Consider the following 18,700-nt stretch of genomic DNA (forward strand, 5'->3'; position numbering starts at 1 on the left):
AACATATTGCCCTATTCCCCTATTCCCCTATTCCCCTCCCCGTCTGTCCCCGATGCCGCAGATAGTGGTCGGCGATCGCACAGGCAACCATTGCTTCGCCGATCGGCACGGCGCGGATGCCGACGCATGGATCGTGGCGGCCCTTGGTCATGATCTCGACGTCCTTGCCGTCCTTGTCGATCGACTTTCGCGGCGTCAGGATCGACGAGGTCGGCTTGACGGCGAAACGGGCGACGATCGCCTGGCCGGTCGAGATGCCGCCAAGGATGCCGCCGGCATTGTTGGACAGGAACACCGGCTTGCCGTCATTGCCGATGCGCATCTCGTCGGCATTCTGTTCACCGGTGATGCGGGCGGCCTCGAAGCCGTTGCCGATCTCGACGCCCTTGACCGCGTTGATCGACATCAAGCCGGAGGCGATGTCCTGATCGAGCTTGGCATAGATCGGCGCGCCGAGGCCTTGCGGAACGCCGTCGGCGACGATTTCGATCACCGCACCGACCGAGGAGCCCGCCTTGCGGATGCCGTCGAGATATCTGGTGAAGACAGGAACGGACGCCGGATCGGGGGTGAAGAACGGATTTTCGGCATCGCCGATGAAATTCCAGTTCCAGTTGGCGCGGTCGATGGATTTTTCGCCCATCGACACCAGCGCGCCGCGCACCACCACGCCGGGCACCACCTTGCGCGCCAACGCACCGGCCGCCACCCTGGCTGCCGTCTCGCGGGCCGAGGAGCGGCCGCCACCACGATAATCGCGCACGCCGTATTTGACGTCATAGGTGTAATCGGCATGGCCCGGCCGGTATTGGCGGGCGATCTCGCCATAATCCTTTGAACGCTGGTCGACATTCTCGATCAGCATCGACACCGGCGTGCCGGTGGTGATCATCGTCTCGCCGTCCTCGTCGAGGATGAAGCCGGACAGCACCTTCACTTCATCCGGTTCGCGACGCTGCGTCACGAAACGTGATTGCCCCGGCCGGCGCCTGTCGAGTTCGGCCTGGATGTCTCGCAGAGTAAAGCGGATGCCGGGCGGACAGCCGTCGACGACGCAGCCGAGCGACGGGCCATGGCTTTCGCCCCAGGTGGTGACGCGGAAAAGGTGGCCGAACGTGTTGTGAGACATGAAATGACCCTGCCCGGCAGCGGAGCCGGCTTGGCGCATGACCCCGAAAATCGGAGCGATTTTCGGAAAGGATTATGCGCAAAATCAACAATGCTACAGCGTCCTTCTCGCGTCCAAGAGGACGCGCGGGGCTGTAGGTTGCCTTCTATTGGCGTTTTTCACAGGGGTCAAACTGTGATCTGGCGGATTTAGTTTTGACACATTCGGTTGGTTTCTGCTCTGCTCCATCCGCCGTTGAACGCCCGCCGCCATGCCGGCGCAATGATAAAGAGGAACGATCATGCGTACCCTGATTGGCGCCATTGCCGCCACGCTGCTGCTTTCCACCGCCGCTTTCGCCGGCCAGACCGAAGGCCTGATCAAAAAGATCGACAAGGACACGGCGACGCTGACGCTGGATGACGGCAAGTCCTACAAGCTGAACGCAGAGACTGATCTCGACGCGCTGAAGCCGGGCATGGACATCGTCATCGCCTACGATGTGACCAATGGCGAAAACATCGTCACCGACATGGAACTGCCGGACAGCTCTGCCAACTAGAGCTTCCAACCTCAATTGAATGCAGTATTTGCGGTTCAGCTTTCGCCGAGCCGTGTGCGAACTGGCCTAAAGCCACTCCAGACTCTTGCCTTCGAGCTTGAGCAGGCGATCCTGCGGTATTTCCAGGTTCGCTGCCTCGTCCTCGGCCAGCCCCAGAACGAAGCGAAACAAGGTGCGCATGACGCCGCCATGGGTCACGCATATCGTCTGGCGTTCGATCTCGTCGAAGCATGGCCTCACCCGTTCGAGCAGCATCTGATAGCTCTCGGCGCCTTCGCCGGGCGGCTGAAAGTTCCACTTGTCCAGAGCCCGCGTCATGCTCGCTCCGGGATACCGTGTCTCGAGCTCGGGAAAGGTAAATCCCTGCCAGTCGCCGAAATTGACTTCGACGAGGCGCGGATCGGTTCGATAGGCACCCGGATCGAGCTCCATCGCGGCGCGAATACGCTGCATCGTTTCGCGCGTCCGTTTCATCGGACTGGCGAGGAAATCGAATTCCCAGGGGTTTGGGACCAACGCGGCTAGCCGAAGCCCGTTTCCGGTCGCCTGTTCGCGGCCAAGAGGGTTGAGATCGGTGTCGGCCTGCCCCTGAAGCCGGAATTCGGCGTTCCACGCGGTCTGGCCGTGGCGCGCGATATAAACCAGCGGGTACATCAGGTCTTCCGGTGCGGGATCGGGACGGACGACGGTTGGCCGGGCGTTAGTCCTTGACCGTCGAAATATCAGGTGCGTCGACCGCCTTCATGCCGACGACGTGGTAGCCCGAATCGACGTGATGCACTTCACCGGTGACGCCGCGCGACAGATCGGACAGGAAATAGACGCCGGAATCGCCGACTTCCTCCTGCGTGACCGTCTGCTTCAGCGGCGAATTGTACTCGTTCCACTTCAGGATGTAGCGGAAATCGCCGATGCCGGAGGCGGCCAACGTCTTGATCGGACCGGCCGAAATGGCGTTGACGCGGATCTTCTTGGCGCCGAGGTCGACCGCCAAATAGCGCACGCTGGCCTCGAGCGCCGCCTTGGCGACACCCATGACGTTGTAGTGCGGCATCACCTTTTCGGCGCCGTAGTAGGTCAGCGTCAACAGCGAGCCGCCATTGGTCATCAGCGCCTCGGCGCGCTTGGCAATGGTGGTGAAGGAATAGACCGAAATGTCCATGGTGCGCAGGAAATTGTCGCGCGTCGTCTCGACATAGCGGCCGGTCAGCTCGTCCTTGTCGGAGAAGGCAATGGCGTGGACGAGGAAATCAAGCTTGCCCCAATGTTTGGCGACATTGGCGAAAACCTCGTCCAGGCTCGCCGGATCGGTGACGTCGCAATGGCCGGCGACAAAGGCGCCCAGTTCCGCCGCCAGCGGCTCGACGCGCTTCTTGAACGCCTCGCCCTGATAGGTCAGCGCGATCTCGGCGCCATGGTCGACGCACGACTTGGCGATGCCATAGGCGATCGACCTATTGTTGGCGACGCCAAGAATGAGGCCGCGCTTGCCGGCCATTAGGCCCTGTCCACCCGCCATGTCAGCGCTCTCCGCAAGATTCAGCTTTGTGGGTTGCCCTATCGCACAGGCACAGAGCCCCTTCAAGCGCTCAAACCGGACAGTTCAGGGGACAAAAGCCGCCGATCAGCCTTTTTGGCTGCGCAACAGCGCTTCGAGCGCGCTATCACCGTCTTCCGGCAGCATGATGCGCACATGAGCGTAGAGATCGCCGTGGCCGCCGGCCTTTTCCGGCAGGCCCCTGCCCTTCAGCCGCAGGACCTTGTCGGAGCTCGACCAGGCTGGAATGTTGACCGCGAGCCTGCCGGTCGGCGTCTCGACCGGCACCTTGGCGCCGAGCACCGCATCCGCCAGCGCCACCGGCAGATCGGCGTGCAGGTCGCGGCCCTCGATGCGGTAGCGTGGATGTCGGCGCAGATGGATCTTGACCAGCGCGTCGCCTGGCTGGCCCGGCCCCTGCTCGCCTTGGCCTTTGAGGCGGATGGTCTGGCCATCCTCGACATAGGCCGGCAGCTTGACCGCCACTTTGCGGCCGTCGGGGAACATCGCCGTCACCTTTTCGGCGGTCGCCGCTTCCTCGATGGTGACGTCGAGCGTGACGTTCAGATCGGCTGCTGTCGCCTGCTGGCGGCGATCGCCCGTGCCGGGACCGCGCGCGCCCGAAAAAGTGTCGCCAAAAATCTGGCTGAAGATGTCGCTGTTGCCGTCGAACGGATCGCCACCCGGTCGGCCGGAGCGGAATTCGAACCGCGAACCGCCCGGACCCTGTTGCCGGCGAAAGCCGCCAAAGGAATCGCCGCCACCGGCAGCGCCCTCAAAGCCTTGGAATCGCGGCTTGCCGTCGGCGTCGATTTCGCCGCGATCGAAAGCGGCGCGATTCTTTTCGTCGCCGACGATCTCATAGGCCTGGTTGGCCGCGGCAAAACGGTCCTTCGCCTTGGGATCATTCGGGTTCTGATCCGGATGATGCTTCTTGGCGAGTTTCCGGTACGCCGATTTTATATCCTTGGCCGATGCGTTCTTGGCAACGCCCAGCACCTCATAGGGGTCGCGCATGCTTACTGCCCTGGAGAAGAGTTGAGTCTCTGGTTGCCCCCTATATGCGCTCGCATAGGAAGAAATTCCAGTGCTGGAGCCGCATATCAGACGCGGAAATCAGAGCCGGTCCGATCGACTTGCGGATCAGGCTCAGAGTGCCTTGAAGTCCTGCATGCGCCAGCCGCCGGCGCTGGCCAGGCACAGTTCGCCTTCGAACATGGCAACGCCGTCAAAGCTTTCGCGCGAGGCCTTGAAGCGGCGGCAGGTCTGGCCGTTGTCCTTCAATTCCGCCAGATCGGTGATGGTACCGCGCGAGCCGGTGCCGGCATTGGCCCATGGGACGGCCTGCCCGCCGAGCTGCTCGATATCGGCCGAGGAAACCGCATTGCCGATCGTCGTCTGGTCGGAGTCGCGATCCAAATTGGCCGGCGCGGCCGAGGCCGATGTGCTGCTGGTCAGGATCGAGCGGTCGACTTCGGCTTTTTCCAGGCTGAAGCCGCCGGCGCCACACGCGGCAAGCGGCAAGGCGACCGCCACGATCGCGGCTTTCGCGCTGGCCGAAGCGATAACGCTCCATTGCCTGCTGTCAAAAGCTTGCGCGATACGCGACAATCGGCAGCCTCCCCCTTGCTTCGTTAAGAATCTTGGTTTTGTAAGAATCTTGGCTTCGTGACAATTTGAGAAAAACTATGAGTGACACTGAGTTAACAAGCGGTGACTTTACCGAGGCTGCCGAGCCGTTTCGCCTCTTTGCCGCATGGCTGGACGACGCAACGAAAAGCGAGCCGAACGACCCCAACGGCGTGGCTCTGGCGACCGTCGATGCCGACGGCATGCCGGATGTGCGTATGGTGTTGCTCAAGGGATTCGATGAAGGCGGGTTTGTCTTCTACACGAATTTCGAGAGCGCCAAGGGCCAGGAGATTCTTGGCAGCATGAAGGCGGCGATGTGTTTCCATTGGAAGTCGCTGCGCCGCCAGGTGCGCATTCGCGGACCGGTGGAGATCGTCAGCGACGCCGAAGCCGACGCCTATTACGCGACGCGGCCACGCGGCAGCCGCATCGGCGCCTGGGCCTCGAAACAGTCGCGACCACTGGAAAGCCGCTTTGCGCTGGAAAAGGCGGTGGCAGAATACACGGCACGCTATCCGATCGGCGAGATCCCCCGGCCAAAGCACTGGTCCGGCTTCCGAATCGTGCCGAGCACCATCGAGTTCTGGCACGACAGGCCGTTCCGCCTGCACGACCGGCTCGTCTTCAGCCGCGACGCGAAAGGCGCCTGGGATAAGACGAGGCTTTATCCCTGAAGGAGAGGCTCAGGCCTTCTTTCTCGTCATGAACGCGGTGAGCGCGGCGCGGGCCTCATCGGACTTCAGCCGCTCGCGAAAATGCTCGCTTTCCTCGCCGATGCGGGCGACGAGGTCGTCTCGCGAGCCACGCATCAGGTCGCGCGCGATCTTCAGCGCCTGCGGCGGCTTGGCCGCGATCTGCCCGGCCGCCGCCAGCACCGAGGCCTCCAGCGCTGCTTCCTCGACCACCTCGTAGATCAGGCCGGCGGCCTTCGCCCGTTCAGCCGAAAAGCCTTCGCCGAGGCCGAGCAGCGCGAAGGCACCCTGCTGCCCGAGGATGCGCGGCGCCAGAAGGCTCGATCCCGCCTCAGGCACCAGGCCAAGGTCGACGAAAGGCGTCCTGAACACGGTGCGTGGCGTGGCGAAGGTCAAGTCGCAATGCAGGTTGAGCGTGGTTCCGATGCCGACCGCGATGCCGTCGACGCCGGAGACCAAGGGTTTTTCGACCTTGGCCAGGGCCATCAGGAAATCCCAGACTTCGGTGCCGCCGTCGCCGCCGGTGGCGACGACCATGAAGTCGGCAAGGTCGTTGCCGGAGGAGAAAGCGCCGGGCACGCCGAGGAAGACATGGACGCGGATCGCGGGATCGGCGTCGCCTTCAGCCAGGGCTTTTGACATTTTCGCATACATGGCGCGCGTCAGCGCGTTCTTCTTGTCCGGCCGGTTCATGCGGATAATCTGGATGGCGCCCTGGCGCTCGACGAGGATATGGTCTGTCACGGTGTCTTCCTTGTGAAACGTCAGGCGGAGACGAGCGTCTTGCCGGCAGCGGCGAGGCTTTCGGCGCCATCGATGACGCGCGCCCTCAAGGCGCTGACCTCGCCGAGCAGGTTTTCGGCAAAGAAACGGCAAAGCGCTATGCGGTTGTGATCGGCAAGAGCACCGCGCGCCAGATAGGCGCCGCCGGCGGCAAGCGAGATCAGCCTGAGATAGGGCGTGGCGCCTGCCAGCGCCTCTTCCGACCGGCCATCGGCCGTCAGTTTTTGCAGGAAGCGGGTCGCTTCGCTGAGATCGCCAAGTGCCGCGTCGAGAGCGTCGGCGGTGCGGCCGAAACCCTTCATGTTCGAGGTCCGCACCGCTGCGGCCATATCAGCCAGTTCGGCGATGTAACCATGCACATGGTCGCCACCGCCGAGTGGCAGCTTGCGCATCACCAGATCGATCGCCTGGATGCCGTTGGTGCCCTCGTAGATCGGCGCGATGCGCGCGTCACGATAGAAGGCGGCCGCTCCCGTCTCCTCGATGAAACCCATGCCGCCATGAACCTGGAGGCCGAGTGAGGCAACTTCGACGCCGATATCGGTCGAGAACGCCTTTGCCAGCGGCGTCAGCAGATTGGCGCGGTCGCGCCAGTGTGCCGCCTCGTCACCGGCGGAGACACGGGCCATGTCGATGGCGTGGGCACAGGAATAGCTGATGGCGCGTGCGGTCTGGGTCAGCGCCTTCATGGTCAGCAGGCTACGCTGGACATCGGGGTGATGGACGATAGGCGCCATACCCGTGCCAGTGTAGCTCGAGGCCTTGCCCTGCCGGCGCTCATTGGCATAGGCGATCGCCTTCTGCGTTGCGGCTTCCGCGACCGCCACCCCCTGCATGCCGACACAAAGCCGCGCATTGTTCATCATGGTGAACATGCAGGCTAGCCCCTTGTTCTCCTCGCCGATCAGCCAGCCGACGGCGCCGGGTTCGGCCCCTTCGAAGCCGTCGCCATAGATCATGGTGCAGGTCGGCGAGGCATGGATTCCGAGTTTATGCTCAAGTCCGAAACAGAAGACGTCGTTGCGGCCGCCGAGCGCGCCATCGTCGCCGACCAGGAATTTCGGCACCAGGAACAACGATATGCCGCGCGTGCCGGCCGGCGCATCGGGCAGCCGCGCCAGCACCAGATGGATGATGTTGTCGGTGAAATCGTGCTCGCCATAGGTGATGAAGATTTTTTGGCCGAAGATGCGGTAGCTGCCGTCACCCGCCGGCTCGGCACGGGCGCGCAAGGCGGCGAGGTCCGAACCGGCTTCCGGCTCGGTCAGGTTCATCGTGCCCATCCAGTCGCCGGAGACGAGCTTTTCGAGATATTTGGCCTTGAGGTCGTCGGAGGCGTGTTTGTCCAGCGCCTCGACCGCGCCCATGGTCAGCGTCGGGCCGATGCCGAAGGCCATGGCGGCGGAGTTCCACATTTCGAGCGCGGCCACGCCGAGCATGGTCGGCAGCGCCTGGCCGCCATATTCCGCAGGCCCGGAGAGCGCGTTCCAGCCGCCATCGATCCAGCGGCGATAGAGTTCCTTCCAGCCGGGCGGCGTGGTGACGGCGGCGCCGTTCAGCACCGCACCCTGCCGATCGCCGATCGTGTAGAGCGGTGCGACCTCTTCGGTGGCGAAACGGCCGGCCTCGCCAAGAACGGCATCGACCAGATCCTCGCCGAGATCGCCGAAGGTGCCGGCATCGAGCGCCGACTTCATGCCGGCCACGTGCTTGAGCGTGAAGGCGATATCCTCGACCGGTGCCCTATACATGCCGCTCACTCCTCCTGATGCATCGGCCCGCCCAACCCTAGAGCCGGTGCCGCTGCAAAACCACCCGCCGTATCAGCGGTCTCCCACCTTTCCTCAAAAACGGCAACTAAGGCCCGCGATGCCGGGACTACCAAAACATCGCCGCCCTCGCTAATGGCTCGCCCCTACACGTTTCCCCACAGCGCGTCAGCTCGAGCCGGGCGAATGATCGGCGCCTGCCTGATCTCCCCGCGCTACGTCACACAGCGTCAGCACATGGGATCGAGTCGATAGTCGCGACACGAGATCGCTCCAAGGACAAACACGCGCCCATCGCGCTATTGTTCGGCGTTCGCGATGCCCATGCCCGAATGCTTCCTGACGTCGGGCGTGTGGCTCGATCCGACGGCGCCGTTGGCGGGCCGTGCCGCCGTTTCGTGGCGCGAGATCGGTGGCCATGGCGGAGCATCCGCGCCGTACTTGGAGGCGATGCGCCATGATCTGCATCACTGCCTTTATCAATGAGCCGAACGTCCAAGCCATGCGATGAACACAGCGAGAACATGGCTCGCGATCAGGGGGGACTACTTGTGGGTGATCCAATCCAACAAAACTTCGATCTGCTCGCACCGACATGCATTGAAAGCGCCAGAACCTATAAGACTAGCCCTATTTACGATAGCAATTGCTGGTTTCGATCAATGTTGCTTCGCGCACCGCAAAACCTTAAAGACCGATGCGGCAAGGGCTTGTATCGGTTCCTATGATTCGAAAGGGAGTACGGCTCTTATTCCATGGCGCCGTTATCTCGGCGGATAGGTGAGATCGTGACAAAGTCAAAATGGACTGCAACGCGATCATGAGCCCAAAATCTGGCAATGAAATTCGCTCGATATGCATTGTCCAAACAAAATTCCTGGGTGATGTCACGCTGACATCTGCTTTGGTCCGCAATCTACGCCTCGCCTATCCCGACGCTTCGATAACAATGATATGCGCGCCTGGCCTTAAGCAATTCATTGTCGCGCAACAGATTGCCGACGTGGCGGTTGGCTTTGAAACCGGGGGCAGAGGAAGGACTCCGCTTAAGCGATTGACCGACTATTATGCCCTTATTTCTGCTCTGCGGCGTCAAAAATTCGATCTCAGCATCGATCTTACCGATACAAAAACCTCACGGATCATGCACCGTTTGGCCGGCGCCCCACTTCGGGTTGGCTTCGATCCTCCCGAGCGTCCGTTTAAGTTCTGGGAAATTCAGATGGCAAACGTCCTCGCGCCGCCGTTCGGCCATGGTGGCTCCCATTATCTCTACAGATACCTGTCTCCATTGGGCGCCCTCGGGTTAGCGATTCAAAACCCAACCCCTCGGCTGCAGCCCACCAAGATTGCCCAAGAGGAGTGTGCCAGGCTTCTTTTCGAAAACGCCTTGGCGAAGAAATCATACGTGGCTGTGCATGCGGGCGCGAGGTCCGAGGGGCGTCGTTGGCCGCCGCAACATTTTGCCGCCGTCATTGATGAGATCTACGCCAAAACCGGGCTGCGGTCTCTGATCATCGGTGGGCCTGACGAAAGGCCCGTTGCGCAAAGCATAATTGAAGCGGCAACATCGCCGGTGGCCACTGTCGTCGGAAAGGCCTCGCTTGAAGTCCTTGTCGCGTTGTTGACAGAAGCGGCAATTTTCCTTGGCAATGACAGCGGCCCGATGCACGTTGCAGCCTCTGTTGAAACTCCGGCGGTGGGATTGTTCGGTCTGCAGTCTCCTGATCTATGGGGCCGTTTGGTATCCCCAACAAAACGCTCCGGCCGCCCATGCCTTGTCCATGTATCGTTCCAGGTGTTTGTAAAGAATACAACCCCGGTGGGGTCTATTGTGTTCAGCGGCTTCAGGTTGCTGAAGTCGCAGAAGCGACACTCGATTTCATTGAGACAAGCGGCTCTCGACCGACCCAAACTACGATGCGCGTAATTACCTAGCATTGATCCGCGACGTCATCGAACTGACGTGCCCCTCGATGCCGTTCGATCACCCACGCGATGCGAGATCGTTTCTTCGGCCGTCTCGTAGCTCACGTCCGTCTCGTCGCCAAGATACTCGTGCAAGCTCGACCTGAACCCATGAACGGTCACGTCGCCGGGCGTCAGATGCAGGATGCCGGTCCTGACAGTGCTTGGCTTCGCGCCTCGCGAGCCGCTAGGAAGATGTACGCCGCATCCCGATACGGAGGCAAGCTGCTCCCGGAGGATGGTCATGGCGCGCACATTTTTTGTAAGCCTCAAATTTGTCACGCGGATTTTGCAATCGGGGCGGCGCGTATTAAGTTCAAGCCATGCCGGATCGACCGGCGCGAGATCAGAACCAGCAACCGGAACCGCCCATGCTTGCCAGACCCGACGCTTACCGCTGCATCGAATGCGGCCTGCCCTATCGAGCGGAGGGGTTCTGCTACGATGGGGGCAGACTGGACCACGGTGCCGCCTACTGGTCGGATCGCGGCATATTGTGCTCGCCGCAATGTTCGCTCGCCCACCACCGCAAACGCGCCGCCGAAGGCACGCTGCGGCAAGAGCCGGCGCCGGACCCGTTTGAATTCTAGCCATTCAGCCGGCGCTGAACGCTCGACCAAAGGTGATCATAATGCCAAACGAACAGACCGGTATTGCCCACACCGAAGCAGCGCAGCCCTCCATTGACGAGGCTGCCGCCATCCGCCTTTCAATCGAGAACCAGATCGCCTTGGTGGCAGCGATTGTGAACCCGCCGGAGCCGAATGAAGCGCTACGCAAAGCCGCGAATGCTTACAAACGGCTTGTCGTTGAATCTCGGTAAATCTCACCCTGATCGTCGATCCACCAAAGGCCACCTCAGCCGTGTCTCCCGCCGAAGCAAATCCTTAACCATGGCGGTTCAGGATTTGCCTTTGATCAACGGGGATTCCCTGTTTTGAAAAGTACGGTGCGCCTTCTTCGCCGCACAGCGCTCCTCGCTCTTGCGGCGACGATGGCGCTTTCGACGGCGGCAACGGCCTCGGATTTTTCCGAGCCGTGGAAGAACGCCGACCGCGCTCTGGTCGTCGATGCCTACGAATACAATTCCATCGACTGGGCCCAGCTCGCCACCGACAAGCGGGTCGTCGGCTTCATCAACAAGGCCTCCGACGGCATGCCGCCGTCCTATTTCTGCCTGGGCAACGACATTGAGGTGAAGCTTTGCAAGGCGCTGTGGAAACGTCATGCGGTGACGCGCGAACTGTTCCAGACGCGCCGGGTGGTCGCCAAGGCACTCGGCCTGAAATGGGGCGCCTATCACCTCGCCCGCCCCGGCAATCCGGTCGAGCAGGCCAACAATTTCCTCGATTTCGCCGAGCCTGCGCCGGACGATCTCATGGCTCTCGACATCGAGGGCAATGATCCCTCGCAATGGATGTCGCTCGACGATGCCGAGGAGTTCGTACGCCATGTGCATCGGCGCATCGGCCGTTTCCCGGTGCTGTACACCAACGGCAAGACCGCCCAGTACATTGCCGAAAACAGCTACCGATACCGGCTCCTGTCGCGGCTGCCGCTCTGGTATGCGCGCTACACCAACGACATCGACGTGCATTTCCCGATGGGCAACTGGCAAGGCTACGCACTTTGGCAGTTTTCGGCGCAAGCCAATTGCGGCCGTTTCCGCTGCCCTTACAGGGTTGCCGGCACGCCTAACGACATAGACGTCAATGTCGCGCCGACAGACGCCGCCACGCTGCGCGCGCAATGGCCGTTCGGTGGGCTTATCGACGTGCCGCCGGACTATCTCGCCTCGATACCGCTACCGGTCTCACGCGAGGCCGGCCTCGCCGGCAATGTCACCATCACCTATGCGTCTGTGGCCGCGCCGCCGACTTTCGAGGACATGGTTGCAGCGTTGGGCACACGCTGGTCCCGTTTCCGCGACGGCTTCCGCATGCCAGTCGTGAAGACGGTGCCCCGGAGACCGAGTTTCGGCATTGTCCAATATGTCGCCTGGAAGCGGACCGAGCGGCGTTCGCCCGCACAACTCGACGCTGCCTTTGCCTTGTCCGATCCGCTCAGCACCGCTTCCACCGAACTCGATCGCGGCCAGCGGTGAGCCAACGCGGAACTTCAGGTTCCCTGTTCGCGCGCCACGGCCTGCCAGCCGATATCGCGGCGGCAGAACCCGTCCGGCCAATCGATGCGGTCGAGGGCAGCATAGGCTCGTTTCTGTGCCTCGCCGACCGTGGCGCCTGATGCCGTCACGTTGAGGACGCGGCCGCCATTGGCAACCAGCGCGCCGCCATTGATGGCGGTACCGGCGTGGAAGATCTCGACACCGTCGCTCGCCGCGTCTTCGACGCCGCGGATGACCGAGCCTTTTTCCGGCGTGCCGGGATAGCCTCTCGCCGCCATCACCACGGTGAGTGCCGCCTCGTCGCGCCAGCGCACCGAAGTATGCGCAAGCTGGCCGTCGGTCGCCGCGTTGAGCAGGACCAGCAGATCGTCCTTCAGCCGCATCATCAGCACCTGGCATTCCGGGTCGCCGAAACGGGTGTTGTATTCGATCAGCCTCGGTCCCTTGTCGGTGATCATCAGCCCGGCAAACAGCACGCCGGAGAACGGCGCGCCAAGTTCGGCCATGCCGCGCATGGTCGGCTCGATGATCTCGCGCATGGTGCGCTCGACCAGTTCCGGCGTCATCACCGGTGCCGGCGAATAGGCGCCCATGCCGCCGGTGTTCGGACCGGTGTCGCCGTCGCCGACGCGCTTGTGATCCTGCGCGGTGCCGAAGGGCAGCGCAGTGGTACCGTCGCAGAGGCAGAAGAAGCTCGCCTCCTCGCCGGTCATGAATTCCTCGACCACAACTTCCGCGCCGGCGGCGCCGAAGGAACCATCGAAACAGGCATCGAGTGCTGCCTGTGCTTCACTGAGCGTCATGGCGACGGTGACGCCCTTGCCGGCAGCGAGCCCGTCGGCCTTGATGACGATCGGCGCTCCGGTCTTTTCGACATAGGCCTTGGCCGAGGCCAGATCACTGAAGCGGCCATAGGCGGCAGTCGGGATGTCGTAGCGGGCACAGAGGTCCTTGGTGAATCCCTTCGAACCTTCCAGCTGTGCGGCAGCCTTGGAGGGACCGAAGACGCGGATATTTTCGGCGCGCAGATCGTCGGCAATGCCGGCGACCAGCGGCCCCTCCGGACCGACCACCACGAGGTCGATTTTTTTCTCCCGGCAGAACGCGGCCACGGCGGCGTGGTCGGCTAAATCCAGCTTCACCAGCTCAGCCTCGCTGCCGATGCCCGGGTTGCCGGGAGCCGCATAGAGCTTTGTCAGCAGCGGTGATGCGGCAATCTTCCAGGCGAGCGCATGTTCGCGGCCGCCGGAGCCGAGAAGAAGAACGTTCATGGCCACCTCTTGATGCTGTCCCTAAAAAAGAACCCGCTATTGCTCTCTGCAGGACGGGTCAAGGCATCAGGGTGTTTAGATCGCGATTGCGCACGGGAACGTTATCCCCCGCCGAAAATGGCGGCGGACACCGCCGCCGATTTTCTGGCGATTCGACTAGGCGGAGAAAACCACCGGAAACCAGTCCTCGCGTAGCCTCTGTCCCGGCTGCATGCCATGGCCACGATAGGGCGGCGAGGTGCGGCCCGGCCGCTCGACATAGCGCGCATCGTCACCGACCCAGCGCAGCGACAGCGCCCGGCGCCGCGCCGCGGTCATATTGCCACGGGCGCCGTGCGCGGTCCTGAAGTCGAACAGGATGGCGTCGCCCGGCTCCATTTCCCATTCGAGCACCTTCATCGACGGATCCTTGTCGGGATCGGGCACCGGCAGATAGTCGCCCTCGCCGGCATAAAAGTTGCTATCGTCGAGCCAGCGCACCGGCAGGATCATCTTGTCCCATTTGTGCGAGCCGGCGATCAGACGCAGCGTCGCTTCCTTCACCGGGTCGATGGGTATCCAGAAGCTCACCGTCTGCCGGCCATCGACGAAATAGTAGGGGATGTCCTGATGCCAGGGCGTCGGCTTCTGCGTGCCGGGCTCCTTGACCAGCACATGATCGTGGAAGAACTGCGCGGTGCGCGACTGCATCACCGCAGCCGCCAGTTCGGCGGCTGGCGAACCCCGCACCAGACTGACGAATTCGGGGATGCGCTCCCAGTTGCAGTAGTCGTCGAAGAAACTGCCGCGGCCGTTGGCGATGTCGGATGCGGTGGCGCTGCGGTTCTGCATGTTGCGTTCGATGCCGGCGGCAATCGTGTCGACCCAGCCCTTGAAGGCGCCGCGAATGCAGACAGCGCCGTCACGCTGATAGTCGGCAATCGTGGACGCGCCGATCATGGTGGCATCGAGGGTGGCAGTCTGGGAAGCCATGGCGTTCTCCTCTTGGAATGAAGCCATTATCGCAATATCAATTCATTCAGTAAAATAATAACTTTCCATCCGACATATAGAGTACTCCTATGAGTGTGACCCTCACGCAGCTGCGCTATCTGGTTGCCGTGGCGCGTCACGGTAGCGTCACCGGCGCGGCAAAGATGCTGAACGTCTCTCAGCCGTCGATTTCGGTGGCGATCGACGCGGTCGAAAAGAATTTCGGCCAGAAGCTGTTCGTCCGCCAGCGCGGAAGCGGCGTGTCGCCGACATCGTTCGGCCGCGCCGTCGTGGCCAAGGCAAGGCAGGTTCTCACCGAAACGGACGAACTCGTCGGCCTGGGTTCAAGCAAATCGGCTGTCAGCGGTGAGTTGGTGCTGGGATGCTTCGAGGATCTGGCGCCTTTCTTCGCGCCGGCTTTGATCCGCGCCTTCTCCGAACGCTATCCGGCCGTCAAAATCGTCGTTCGCGACGAGACGTTCGAGACCCTGGGACGACGGCTGGGTGATGCGGCCATCGATCTCGGCCTGACTTATGATCTCAGCCTGCCGACGCATTTCGCCCGCATCCTGCTGCGCGAACTTCGCCCGCACGCGCTGTTGCCGGCAGGCCATGCCCTGGCGGACCGGCCAATGGTCAGTCTTGCCGATCTGGCCGCCTATCCGCTGATCACGACGGACCAGCCGCACAGCTGGCAGCACATGCTCGACCTGTTTCGCAGCCGCGGCCTTTCGCCGGTGGCCGATACGACGACGAGCTCGTTCGAACTGCAGCGCAGCATGGTCGCCAACGGCTTCGGCGTCGCGGTCAGCTATACCCGCCCGCACGGCGACCGCAGCTATGACGGGCTGCCGCTGATCTGCAAGCCGCTATCCGATCCGCTGCCCATGCAGCGGATCCTGCTCACCTATGACACGCATCAGCGTGTGTCGAATGCAGCGCTGGCCTTCGTCGAGATGGCCAGGGACTGGTTCGCCACCCGCGACATCTTTGCCTTGTGAAAGGCTGACGTGCACCACTCTCCCGCTTGCCGCTTGACGGTTTCTGCCGCTGCTGCCACTCCATGGACATGGAAAACATCCAGTCGAAAGCGGCCCAGGGCCGTGTCGCCGATGCTCCGAACGGCCATTGGGTCTACCGCGTGCTGCCGCGCTCGATATGGCCCTATGCGCAGCTTGCCCGATGGGACAGGCCGATCGGCTGGCAGCTGCTGCTGTGGCCGTGCTGGTGGTCGGCGGCCTTGGCGGCAAGCGCCTATCCGCGTCCCGGCGACCCGCTGCTCTCACTGCTGCCGGCACCAGTGTATCTCGTGCTTTTCCTGGTCGGGGCCATCGCCATGCGTGGCGCCGGCTGCACCTACAACGACCTCGTCGACGAGGACATCGACAGCCAGGTGGAGCGCACGCGCTCGCGACCGCTGCCGTCGGGCAAGGCGACCCGCCGGCGGGCATGGCTGTTTCTCGTCCTGCAGGCTCTGGTCGGCCTCGTCGTGCTCATCCAGTTCAACAGCTTCGCCGTCCTGCTCGGCATCTGCTCACTGGCGGTCATCGCCATCTATCCATTCATGAAGCGGATAACCAACTGGCCGCAACTGGTGCTTGGCCTTGCCTTTTCCTGGGGCGCGCTGATGGGATGGGCGGTCGAGTTCGGCGATCTCGATGGGCCTGCCATCATGCTCTATATCGGCTCGATCCTGTGGGTGATCGGCTACGACACGATCTACGCGCATCAGGACAAGGAAGATGACGCCATCGTCGGCGTGCGCTCGACGGCACGCTTGTTCGGCGACAACACCAAGTCGTGGCTGGCAGGGCTTTATGGTGGCGCGCTGATCTGTTTTGCGATCGCCTTCGCGTCGGCGCAGGCGCCGGTGGTGGCGCTGGCCGGGCTGATTGCCGCCGGCGCCCATATGGCGCGGCAGATCGCGGTTCTGGATATCGACAATCCGGACCAATGCCTGCGACTGTTCAGGTCGAACAACCAGGTCGGCTGGCTGATCTTCCTCGGCCTGATCGGCGGCGCTGTGTGGGTGGCGCTGAAGCCGCTGGTTTAGCGGCTTCCCGTCTCAGCATTCCCAGCGGGATCATGCTCAGTCGCGCGAAATAATCTCCTGGCCGTCGATGACCAGCCTGAGACCGAGGGCGCCCGCTCTGCGGCGAGCGAGGAAACGCGGGCGGCGCGTGTTCGAAATCCGCCCCTTGCGCCTATCCTGCGGCGGCAGCGTCTTGATGGCGGCGCCGAGCGATTCTTCCAGGGTGCGGGCAACGCCGTCCGATTCGATCAGCAGCATCGGCAGACGGTAAGCGTCGGCCCAGGCGCGCCAGTCGGCTGCGACATCGTCGAGATCGTCGGCCACAAGCAGCGGCACCGACAGCATCGGGTCGTTGTGCAGGAGTTCCAGGGTCACCGTGACATTGCCGTCCGGGTCTTCCATGGCGCGGGCGGCAACGCCGCGGAACGCATTGGCGGGCAGAACGATGATTGCGGGCAGGCCGCTCATCTCGAGCAGGCGGCGGATCACGGCGCCGCGCTGGTCGATGGTGAAGGTTACATCGCCGTAGTCGTCGCGAGTCGCGTAGCTCACCACTTGCGGCAGGCGGAATGGGTCGAGACGCATGTTGCGTCCCGCCCAGACTGGCTTCAGTCCGGTGTTCATAGAGTGGCCTTCCTGTCTGTCTCCTGAGAGCCGGTGTCCGGTTCTCTCCGGGCCGGTTTTTCCGGCCTCGTTTGTATGGAGACAGTAGCGCGGGCTCCTTACCGCCCCGCTTAAGAAAGTCGGTTAAATTTTGCTGATCTCAGGGATGGTTATCGGAATCCCACCAGCCACAAGATGTCGAAAGGATCAGATAACCTTACCCGGATTCATGATGCCGGCCGGGTCGAAAGCGGCCTTAACCCTTCGCATCAGATCGATCGCCATCGGCGGCGCGGTGGCGATCAGTTCGTCGCGTTTCAACTGGCCGATGCCGTGCTCGGCCGAGATCGAACCGTGCAGGCTGCGCACCACATCGTGCACCGCCTTGTTCATGGGATGATAGAGAGCGAGGAACGCCTCATCGTCGCCGTCGACGGGCCGCGAAATGTTGTAGTGGAGATTGCCGTCGCCCATATGGCCGAAGCAGACGACGCGGGCACCGGCGCTCACCGACGCCACGGCGCCGGCAGCCTCCGCGATGAAACGCGGAATCGATGCAATAGGCACCGAAATGTCGTGCTTGATCGAGGCGCCCTCCGGCTTCTGCGCCTCGGGCAGCAGCTCGCGGAAATTCCAGAAGGCATCGCCCTGCGTGAGACTCGCGGCAATGACGGCGTCGCCGACGAATTCCTGTTCAAGGCCGGCCGAAAGCACGTCCTCGATCAAGGCTCTCGAATCCTCCGATGAACGACCGGACGAAATCTGCATCAGCACGTACCACGGCCAGTCCTCGATCAGCGGCCGCACCACGCCCTGGGCATGCGCCAGCGTGAAATCATAGGGCCGCTTGCCGATCAGTTCGAAAGCGGTGAGTGCTGCCCCGGCACGGTCCATGGCCAGGCTGAACAGCGAAAGTGCTGCCTCGGGCGACGACAGGCCGACGAAGGCGACTTCGCGCCCCTTCGGCTTCGGGAACAGCTTGAGCACGGCGGCGGTGATGACGCCGAGCGTGCCTTCGGCACCGACGAACAGGTTTTTCAGATCGTAGCCGGTGTTGTCCTTCTTCAGCTTGCGCAGGTCGTCGAACACCTCGCCGGTCGGCAGCACCACCTCGACACCGAGACAGAGTTCGCGCGCATTGCCATAGGCAAGCACTCCGGTGCCGCCGGCATTGGAGGAAAGATTGCCGCCGATCTGGCAGGAGCCTTGCGCGGCCAGCGACAGTGGAAACAGCCGGTCGGCGGCGTCGGCCGCCTCCTGCAGCGTCTGCAGGATGACACCGGCCTCGACCGTCACCGTGTTGGACAAGACATCGATTTCACGGATGCGGTTCAGCCGCGACAGCGACAGGACGATTTCGCGCCCGGACCTGTCCGGCACCTGGGCGCCGACCAGGCCGGTGTTACCGCTTTGCGGCACGATCGGCGTGCCTGTCTCGGTCGCCAGCCGCATGATCCGGCTGACTTCGTCGACGCTGCCCGGCCGCAGCACCAACGATGTCGCGCCGTGCCAGAGCCCGCGCCGTTCAACGAGGTAAGGCGCGATATCCTGCTCTTCACGCAGCGCATATTTGTCGCCGACGATCGCCGTGAAGCGATCGATGAGAGCGGGATCGAGTGTCTCTGTGATTTCGGTCATGGGGAAAA

20 protein-coding genes are annotated in these 18,700 nt (G+C 62.7%); 9 read left to right on the plus strand and 11 right to left on the minus strand.

Translation table 11 applies throughout. The features are described from left to right. Positions 1-19: 19 nt before the first annotated feature. Complete coding sequence (gene aroC, locus NKH97_RS01465) at positions 20-1,129, minus strand: chorismate synthase (protein WP_352439985.1); 1,110 nt, start codon at positions 1,127-1,129, stop codon at positions 20-22. Positions 1,130-1,409: 280 nt separating this feature from the next. Between aroC and NKH97_RS01470 the strand changes: the two genes are divergently transcribed. Next, positions 1,410-1,670, plus strand: a complete 261-nt coding sequence (locus NKH97_RS01470; RefSeq protein WP_027035965.1) for a DUF1344 domain-containing protein — start codon at positions 1,410-1,412, stop codon at positions 1,668-1,670. 66 nt (positions 1,671-1,736) lie between these two features. Here NKH97_RS01470 and NKH97_RS01475 read toward each other — a convergent pair whose 3' ends face one another. The 4 genes from NKH97_RS01475 to NKH97_RS01490 form a co-directional block, all read right to left on the minus strand. After that, on the minus strand, positions 1,737-2,324 hold the full coding sequence (locus NKH97_RS01475; protein WP_352439986.1) for a histidine phosphatase family protein: 588 nt from the start codon (positions 2,322-2,324) through the stop codon (positions 1,737-1,739). A gap of 46 nt (positions 2,325-2,370) precedes the next feature. After that, the gene (gene fabI, locus NKH97_RS01480; RefSeq protein ID WP_023808634.1) at positions 2,371-3,189 is read right to left on the minus strand and encodes an enoyl-ACP reductase FabI; all 819 of its coding nucleotides are present in this window, start codon (positions 3,187-3,189) and stop codon (positions 2,371-2,373) included. Between the two features lie 105 nt (positions 3,190-3,294). Next, a complete protein-coding gene (locus NKH97_RS01485; RefSeq protein WP_352439987.1) occupies positions 3,295-4,224 on the minus strand; it encodes a DnaJ C-terminal domain-containing protein in 930 nt (309 codons plus the stop codon). A 132-nt stretch (positions 4,225-4,356) separates the two neighbouring features. Continuing rightward, positions 4,357-4,818, minus strand: coding sequence for an RT0821/Lpp0805 family surface protein (locus NKH97_RS01490; protein WP_352439988.1), 462 nt, complete (start codon positions 4,816-4,818; stop codon positions 4,357-4,359). 77 nt (positions 4,819-4,895) lie between these two features. Between NKH97_RS01490 and pdxH the strand changes: the two genes are divergently transcribed. Next, positions 4,896-5,513 carry a pyridoxamine 5'-phosphate oxidase gene (gene pdxH / locus NKH97_RS01495; protein ID WP_352439989.1) on the plus strand — a complete coding sequence of 206 codons (618 nt, stop codon included), beginning with the start codon at positions 4,896-4,898 and terminating at the stop codon, positions 5,511-5,513. 9 nt (positions 5,514-5,522) lie between these two features. Here pdxH and NKH97_RS01500 read toward each other — a convergent pair whose 3' ends face one another. Both NKH97_RS01500 and NKH97_RS01505 read right to left on the minus strand, forming a co-directional pair. After that, positions 5,523-6,275 (minus strand): crotonase/enoyl-CoA hydratase family protein, encoded by a 753-nt coding sequence (locus NKH97_RS01500; protein WP_352439990.1) that lies wholly within the window; start codon positions 6,273-6,275, stop codon positions 5,523-5,525. A 20-nt stretch (positions 6,276-6,295) separates the two neighbouring features. Further along, positions 6,296-8,065: an acyl-CoA dehydrogenase family protein gene (locus tag NKH97_RS01505; protein WP_352439991.1), complete on the minus strand. Its 1,770-nt coding sequence runs from the start codon at positions 8,063-8,065 to the stop codon at positions 6,296-6,298. Between the two features lie 336 nt (positions 8,066-8,401). Here NKH97_RS01505 and NKH97_RS01510 point away from each other — a divergent pair, with 336 nt between their 5' ends. The 5 genes from NKH97_RS01510 to NKH97_RS01530 all read left to right on the plus strand — a co-directional run bounded on the left by NKH97_RS01510 (position 8,402) and on the right by NKH97_RS01530 (position 12,155). Continuing rightward, complete coding sequence (locus NKH97_RS01510; RefSeq protein WP_023808640.1) at positions 8,402-8,569, plus strand: hypothetical protein; 168 nt, start codon at positions 8,402-8,404, stop codon at positions 8,567-8,569. 334 nt (positions 8,570-8,903) lie between these two features. After that, on the plus strand, positions 8,904-10,013 hold the full coding sequence (locus NKH97_RS01515; protein ID WP_352795253.1) for a glycosyltransferase family 9 protein: 1,110 nt from the start codon (positions 8,904-8,906) through the stop codon (positions 10,011-10,013). A gap of 409 nt (positions 10,014-10,422) precedes the next feature. Further along, complete coding sequence (locus NKH97_RS01520; protein WP_352439994.1) at positions 10,423-10,641, plus strand: hypothetical protein; 219 nt, start codon at positions 10,423-10,425, stop codon at positions 10,639-10,641. A 41-nt stretch (positions 10,642-10,682) separates the two neighbouring features. Further along, a complete protein-coding gene (locus NKH97_RS01525) occupies positions 10,683-10,874 on the plus strand; it encodes a type II toxin -antitoxin system TacA 1-like antitoxin (RefSeq protein WP_352439995.1) in 192 nt (63 codons plus the stop codon). A 171-nt stretch (positions 10,875-11,045) separates the two neighbouring features. After that, positions 11,046-12,155: a glycoside hydrolase family 25 protein gene (locus tag NKH97_RS01530; protein WP_352795295.1), complete on the plus strand. Its 1,110-nt coding sequence runs from the start codon at positions 11,046-11,048 to the stop codon at positions 12,153-12,155. Positions 12,156-12,169: 14 nt separating this feature from the next. On the opposite strand, the gene purD is transcribed toward NKH97_RS01530, so the two are convergent. Further along, positions 12,170-13,447, minus strand: coding sequence for a phosphoribosylamine--glycine ligase (gene purD / locus NKH97_RS01535; RefSeq protein ID WP_128302482.1), 1,278 nt, complete (start codon positions 13,445-13,447; stop codon positions 12,170-12,172). A 156-nt stretch (positions 13,448-13,603) separates the two neighbouring features. Next, a complete protein-coding gene (locus tag NKH97_RS01540; RefSeq protein ID WP_352439996.1) occupies positions 13,604-14,419 on the minus strand; it encodes a phytanoyl-CoA dioxygenase family protein in 816 nt (271 codons plus the stop codon). An 89-nt stretch (positions 14,420-14,508) separates the two neighbouring features. On the opposite strand from NKH97_RS01540, the gene NKH97_RS01545 reads away from it, so the two are divergent. Together NKH97_RS01545 and ubiA are read left to right on the plus strand one after the other, a co-directional pair. Then, on the plus strand, positions 14,509-15,420 hold the full coding sequence (locus NKH97_RS01545) for a LysR family transcriptional regulator (RefSeq protein ID WP_352439997.1): 912 nt from the start codon (positions 14,509-14,511) through the stop codon (positions 15,418-15,420). A 68-nt stretch (positions 15,421-15,488) separates the two neighbouring features. Further along, a complete protein-coding gene (ubiA, locus tag NKH97_RS01550; protein WP_023808647.1) occupies positions 15,489-16,472 on the plus strand; it encodes a 4-hydroxybenzoate octaprenyltransferase in 984 nt (327 codons plus the stop codon). A gap of 36 nt (positions 16,473-16,508) precedes the next feature. Here the strand turns inward: ubiA and NKH97_RS01555 are convergent, their stop codons facing one another. Both NKH97_RS01555 and NKH97_RS01560 read right to left on the minus strand, forming a co-directional pair. Beyond that, positions 16,509-17,075 (minus strand): DUF6101 family protein, encoded by a 567-nt coding sequence (locus NKH97_RS01555; protein ID WP_023808648.1) that lies wholly within the window; start codon positions 17,073-17,075, stop codon positions 16,509-16,511. 186 nt (positions 17,076-17,261) lie between these two features. Further along, a complete protein-coding gene (locus tag NKH97_RS01560; protein WP_023808649.1) occupies positions 17,262-18,692 on the minus strand; it encodes an FAD-binding oxidoreductase in 1,431 nt (476 codons plus the stop codon). Between the last annotated feature and the right edge of the window lie 8 nt (positions 18,693-18,700).

Source organism: Mesorhizobium sp. M0870 (assembly GCF_040319775.1).
In the GTDB taxonomy this organism is placed as follows: Bacteria; Pseudomonadota; Alphaproteobacteria; order Rhizobiales; family Rhizobiaceae; genus Mesorhizobium.

Bases quoted from the DNA above. Each gene is read 5' to 3' on its own strand.
- aroC (WP_352439985.1), bottom strand. From the start codon at position 1,129: ATGTCTCACAACACGTTCGGCCACCTTTTCCGCGTCACCACCTGGGGC.
- NKH97_RS01470 (WP_027035965.1), top strand. From the start codon at position 1,410: ATGCGTACCCTGATTGGCGCCATTGCCGCCACGCTGCTGCTTTCCACC.
- NKH97_RS01475 (WP_352439986.1), bottom strand. From the start codon at position 2,324: ATGTACCCGCTGGTTTATATCGCGCGCCACGGCCAGACCGCGTGGAAC.
- fabI (WP_023808634.1), bottom strand. From the start codon at position 3,189: ATGGCGGGTGGACAGGGCCTAATGGCCGGCAAGCGCGGCCTCATTCTT.
- NKH97_RS01485 (WP_352439987.1), bottom strand. From the start codon at position 4,224: ATGCGCGACCCCTATGAGGTGCTGGGCGTTGCCAAGAACGCATCGGCC.
- pdxH (WP_352439989.1), top strand. From the start codon at position 4,896: ATGAGTGACACTGAGTTAACAAGCGGTGACTTTACCGAGGCTGCCGAG.
- NKH97_RS01505 (WP_352439991.1), bottom strand. From the start codon at position 8,065: ATGTATAGGGCACCGGTCGAGGATATCGCCTTCACGCTCAAGCACGTG.
- NKH97_RS01510 (WP_023808640.1), top strand. From the start codon at position 8,402: ATGCCCATGCCCGAATGCTTCCTGACGTCGGGCGTGTGGCTCGATCCG.
- NKH97_RS01515 (WP_352795253.1), top strand. From the start codon at position 8,904: ATGAGCCCAAAATCTGGCAATGAAATTCGCTCGATATGCATTGTCCAA.
- NKH97_RS01520 (WP_352439994.1), top strand. From the start codon at position 10,423: ATGCTTGCCAGACCCGACGCTTACCGCTGCATCGAATGCGGCCTGCCC.
- NKH97_RS01525 (WP_352439995.1), top strand. From the start codon at position 10,683: ATGCCAAACGAACAGACCGGTATTGCCCACACCGAAGCAGCGCAGCCC.
- NKH97_RS01530 (WP_352795295.1), top strand. From the start codon at position 11,046: ATGGCGCTTTCGACGGCGGCAACGGCCTCGGATTTTTCCGAGCCGTGG.
- purD (WP_128302482.1), bottom strand. From the start codon at position 13,447: ATGAACGTTCTTCTTCTCGGCTCCGGCGGCCGCGAACATGCGCTCGCC.
- NKH97_RS01540 (WP_352439996.1), bottom strand. From the start codon at position 14,419: ATGGCTTCCCAGACTGCCACCCTCGATGCCACCATGATCGGCGCGTCC.
- NKH97_RS01545 (WP_352439997.1), top strand. From the start codon at position 14,509: ATGAGTGTGACCCTCACGCAGCTGCGCTATCTGGTTGCCGTGGCGCGT.
- ubiA (WP_023808647.1), top strand. From the start codon at position 15,489: ATGGAAAACATCCAGTCGAAAGCGGCCCAGGGCCGTGTCGCCGATGCT.
- NKH97_RS01555 (WP_023808648.1), bottom strand. From the start codon at position 17,075: ATGAACACCGGACTGAAGCCAGTCTGGGCGGGACGCAACATGCGTCTC.
- NKH97_RS01560 (WP_023808649.1), bottom strand. From the start codon at position 18,692: ATGACCGAAATCACAGAGACACTCGATCCCGCTCTCATCGATCGCTTC.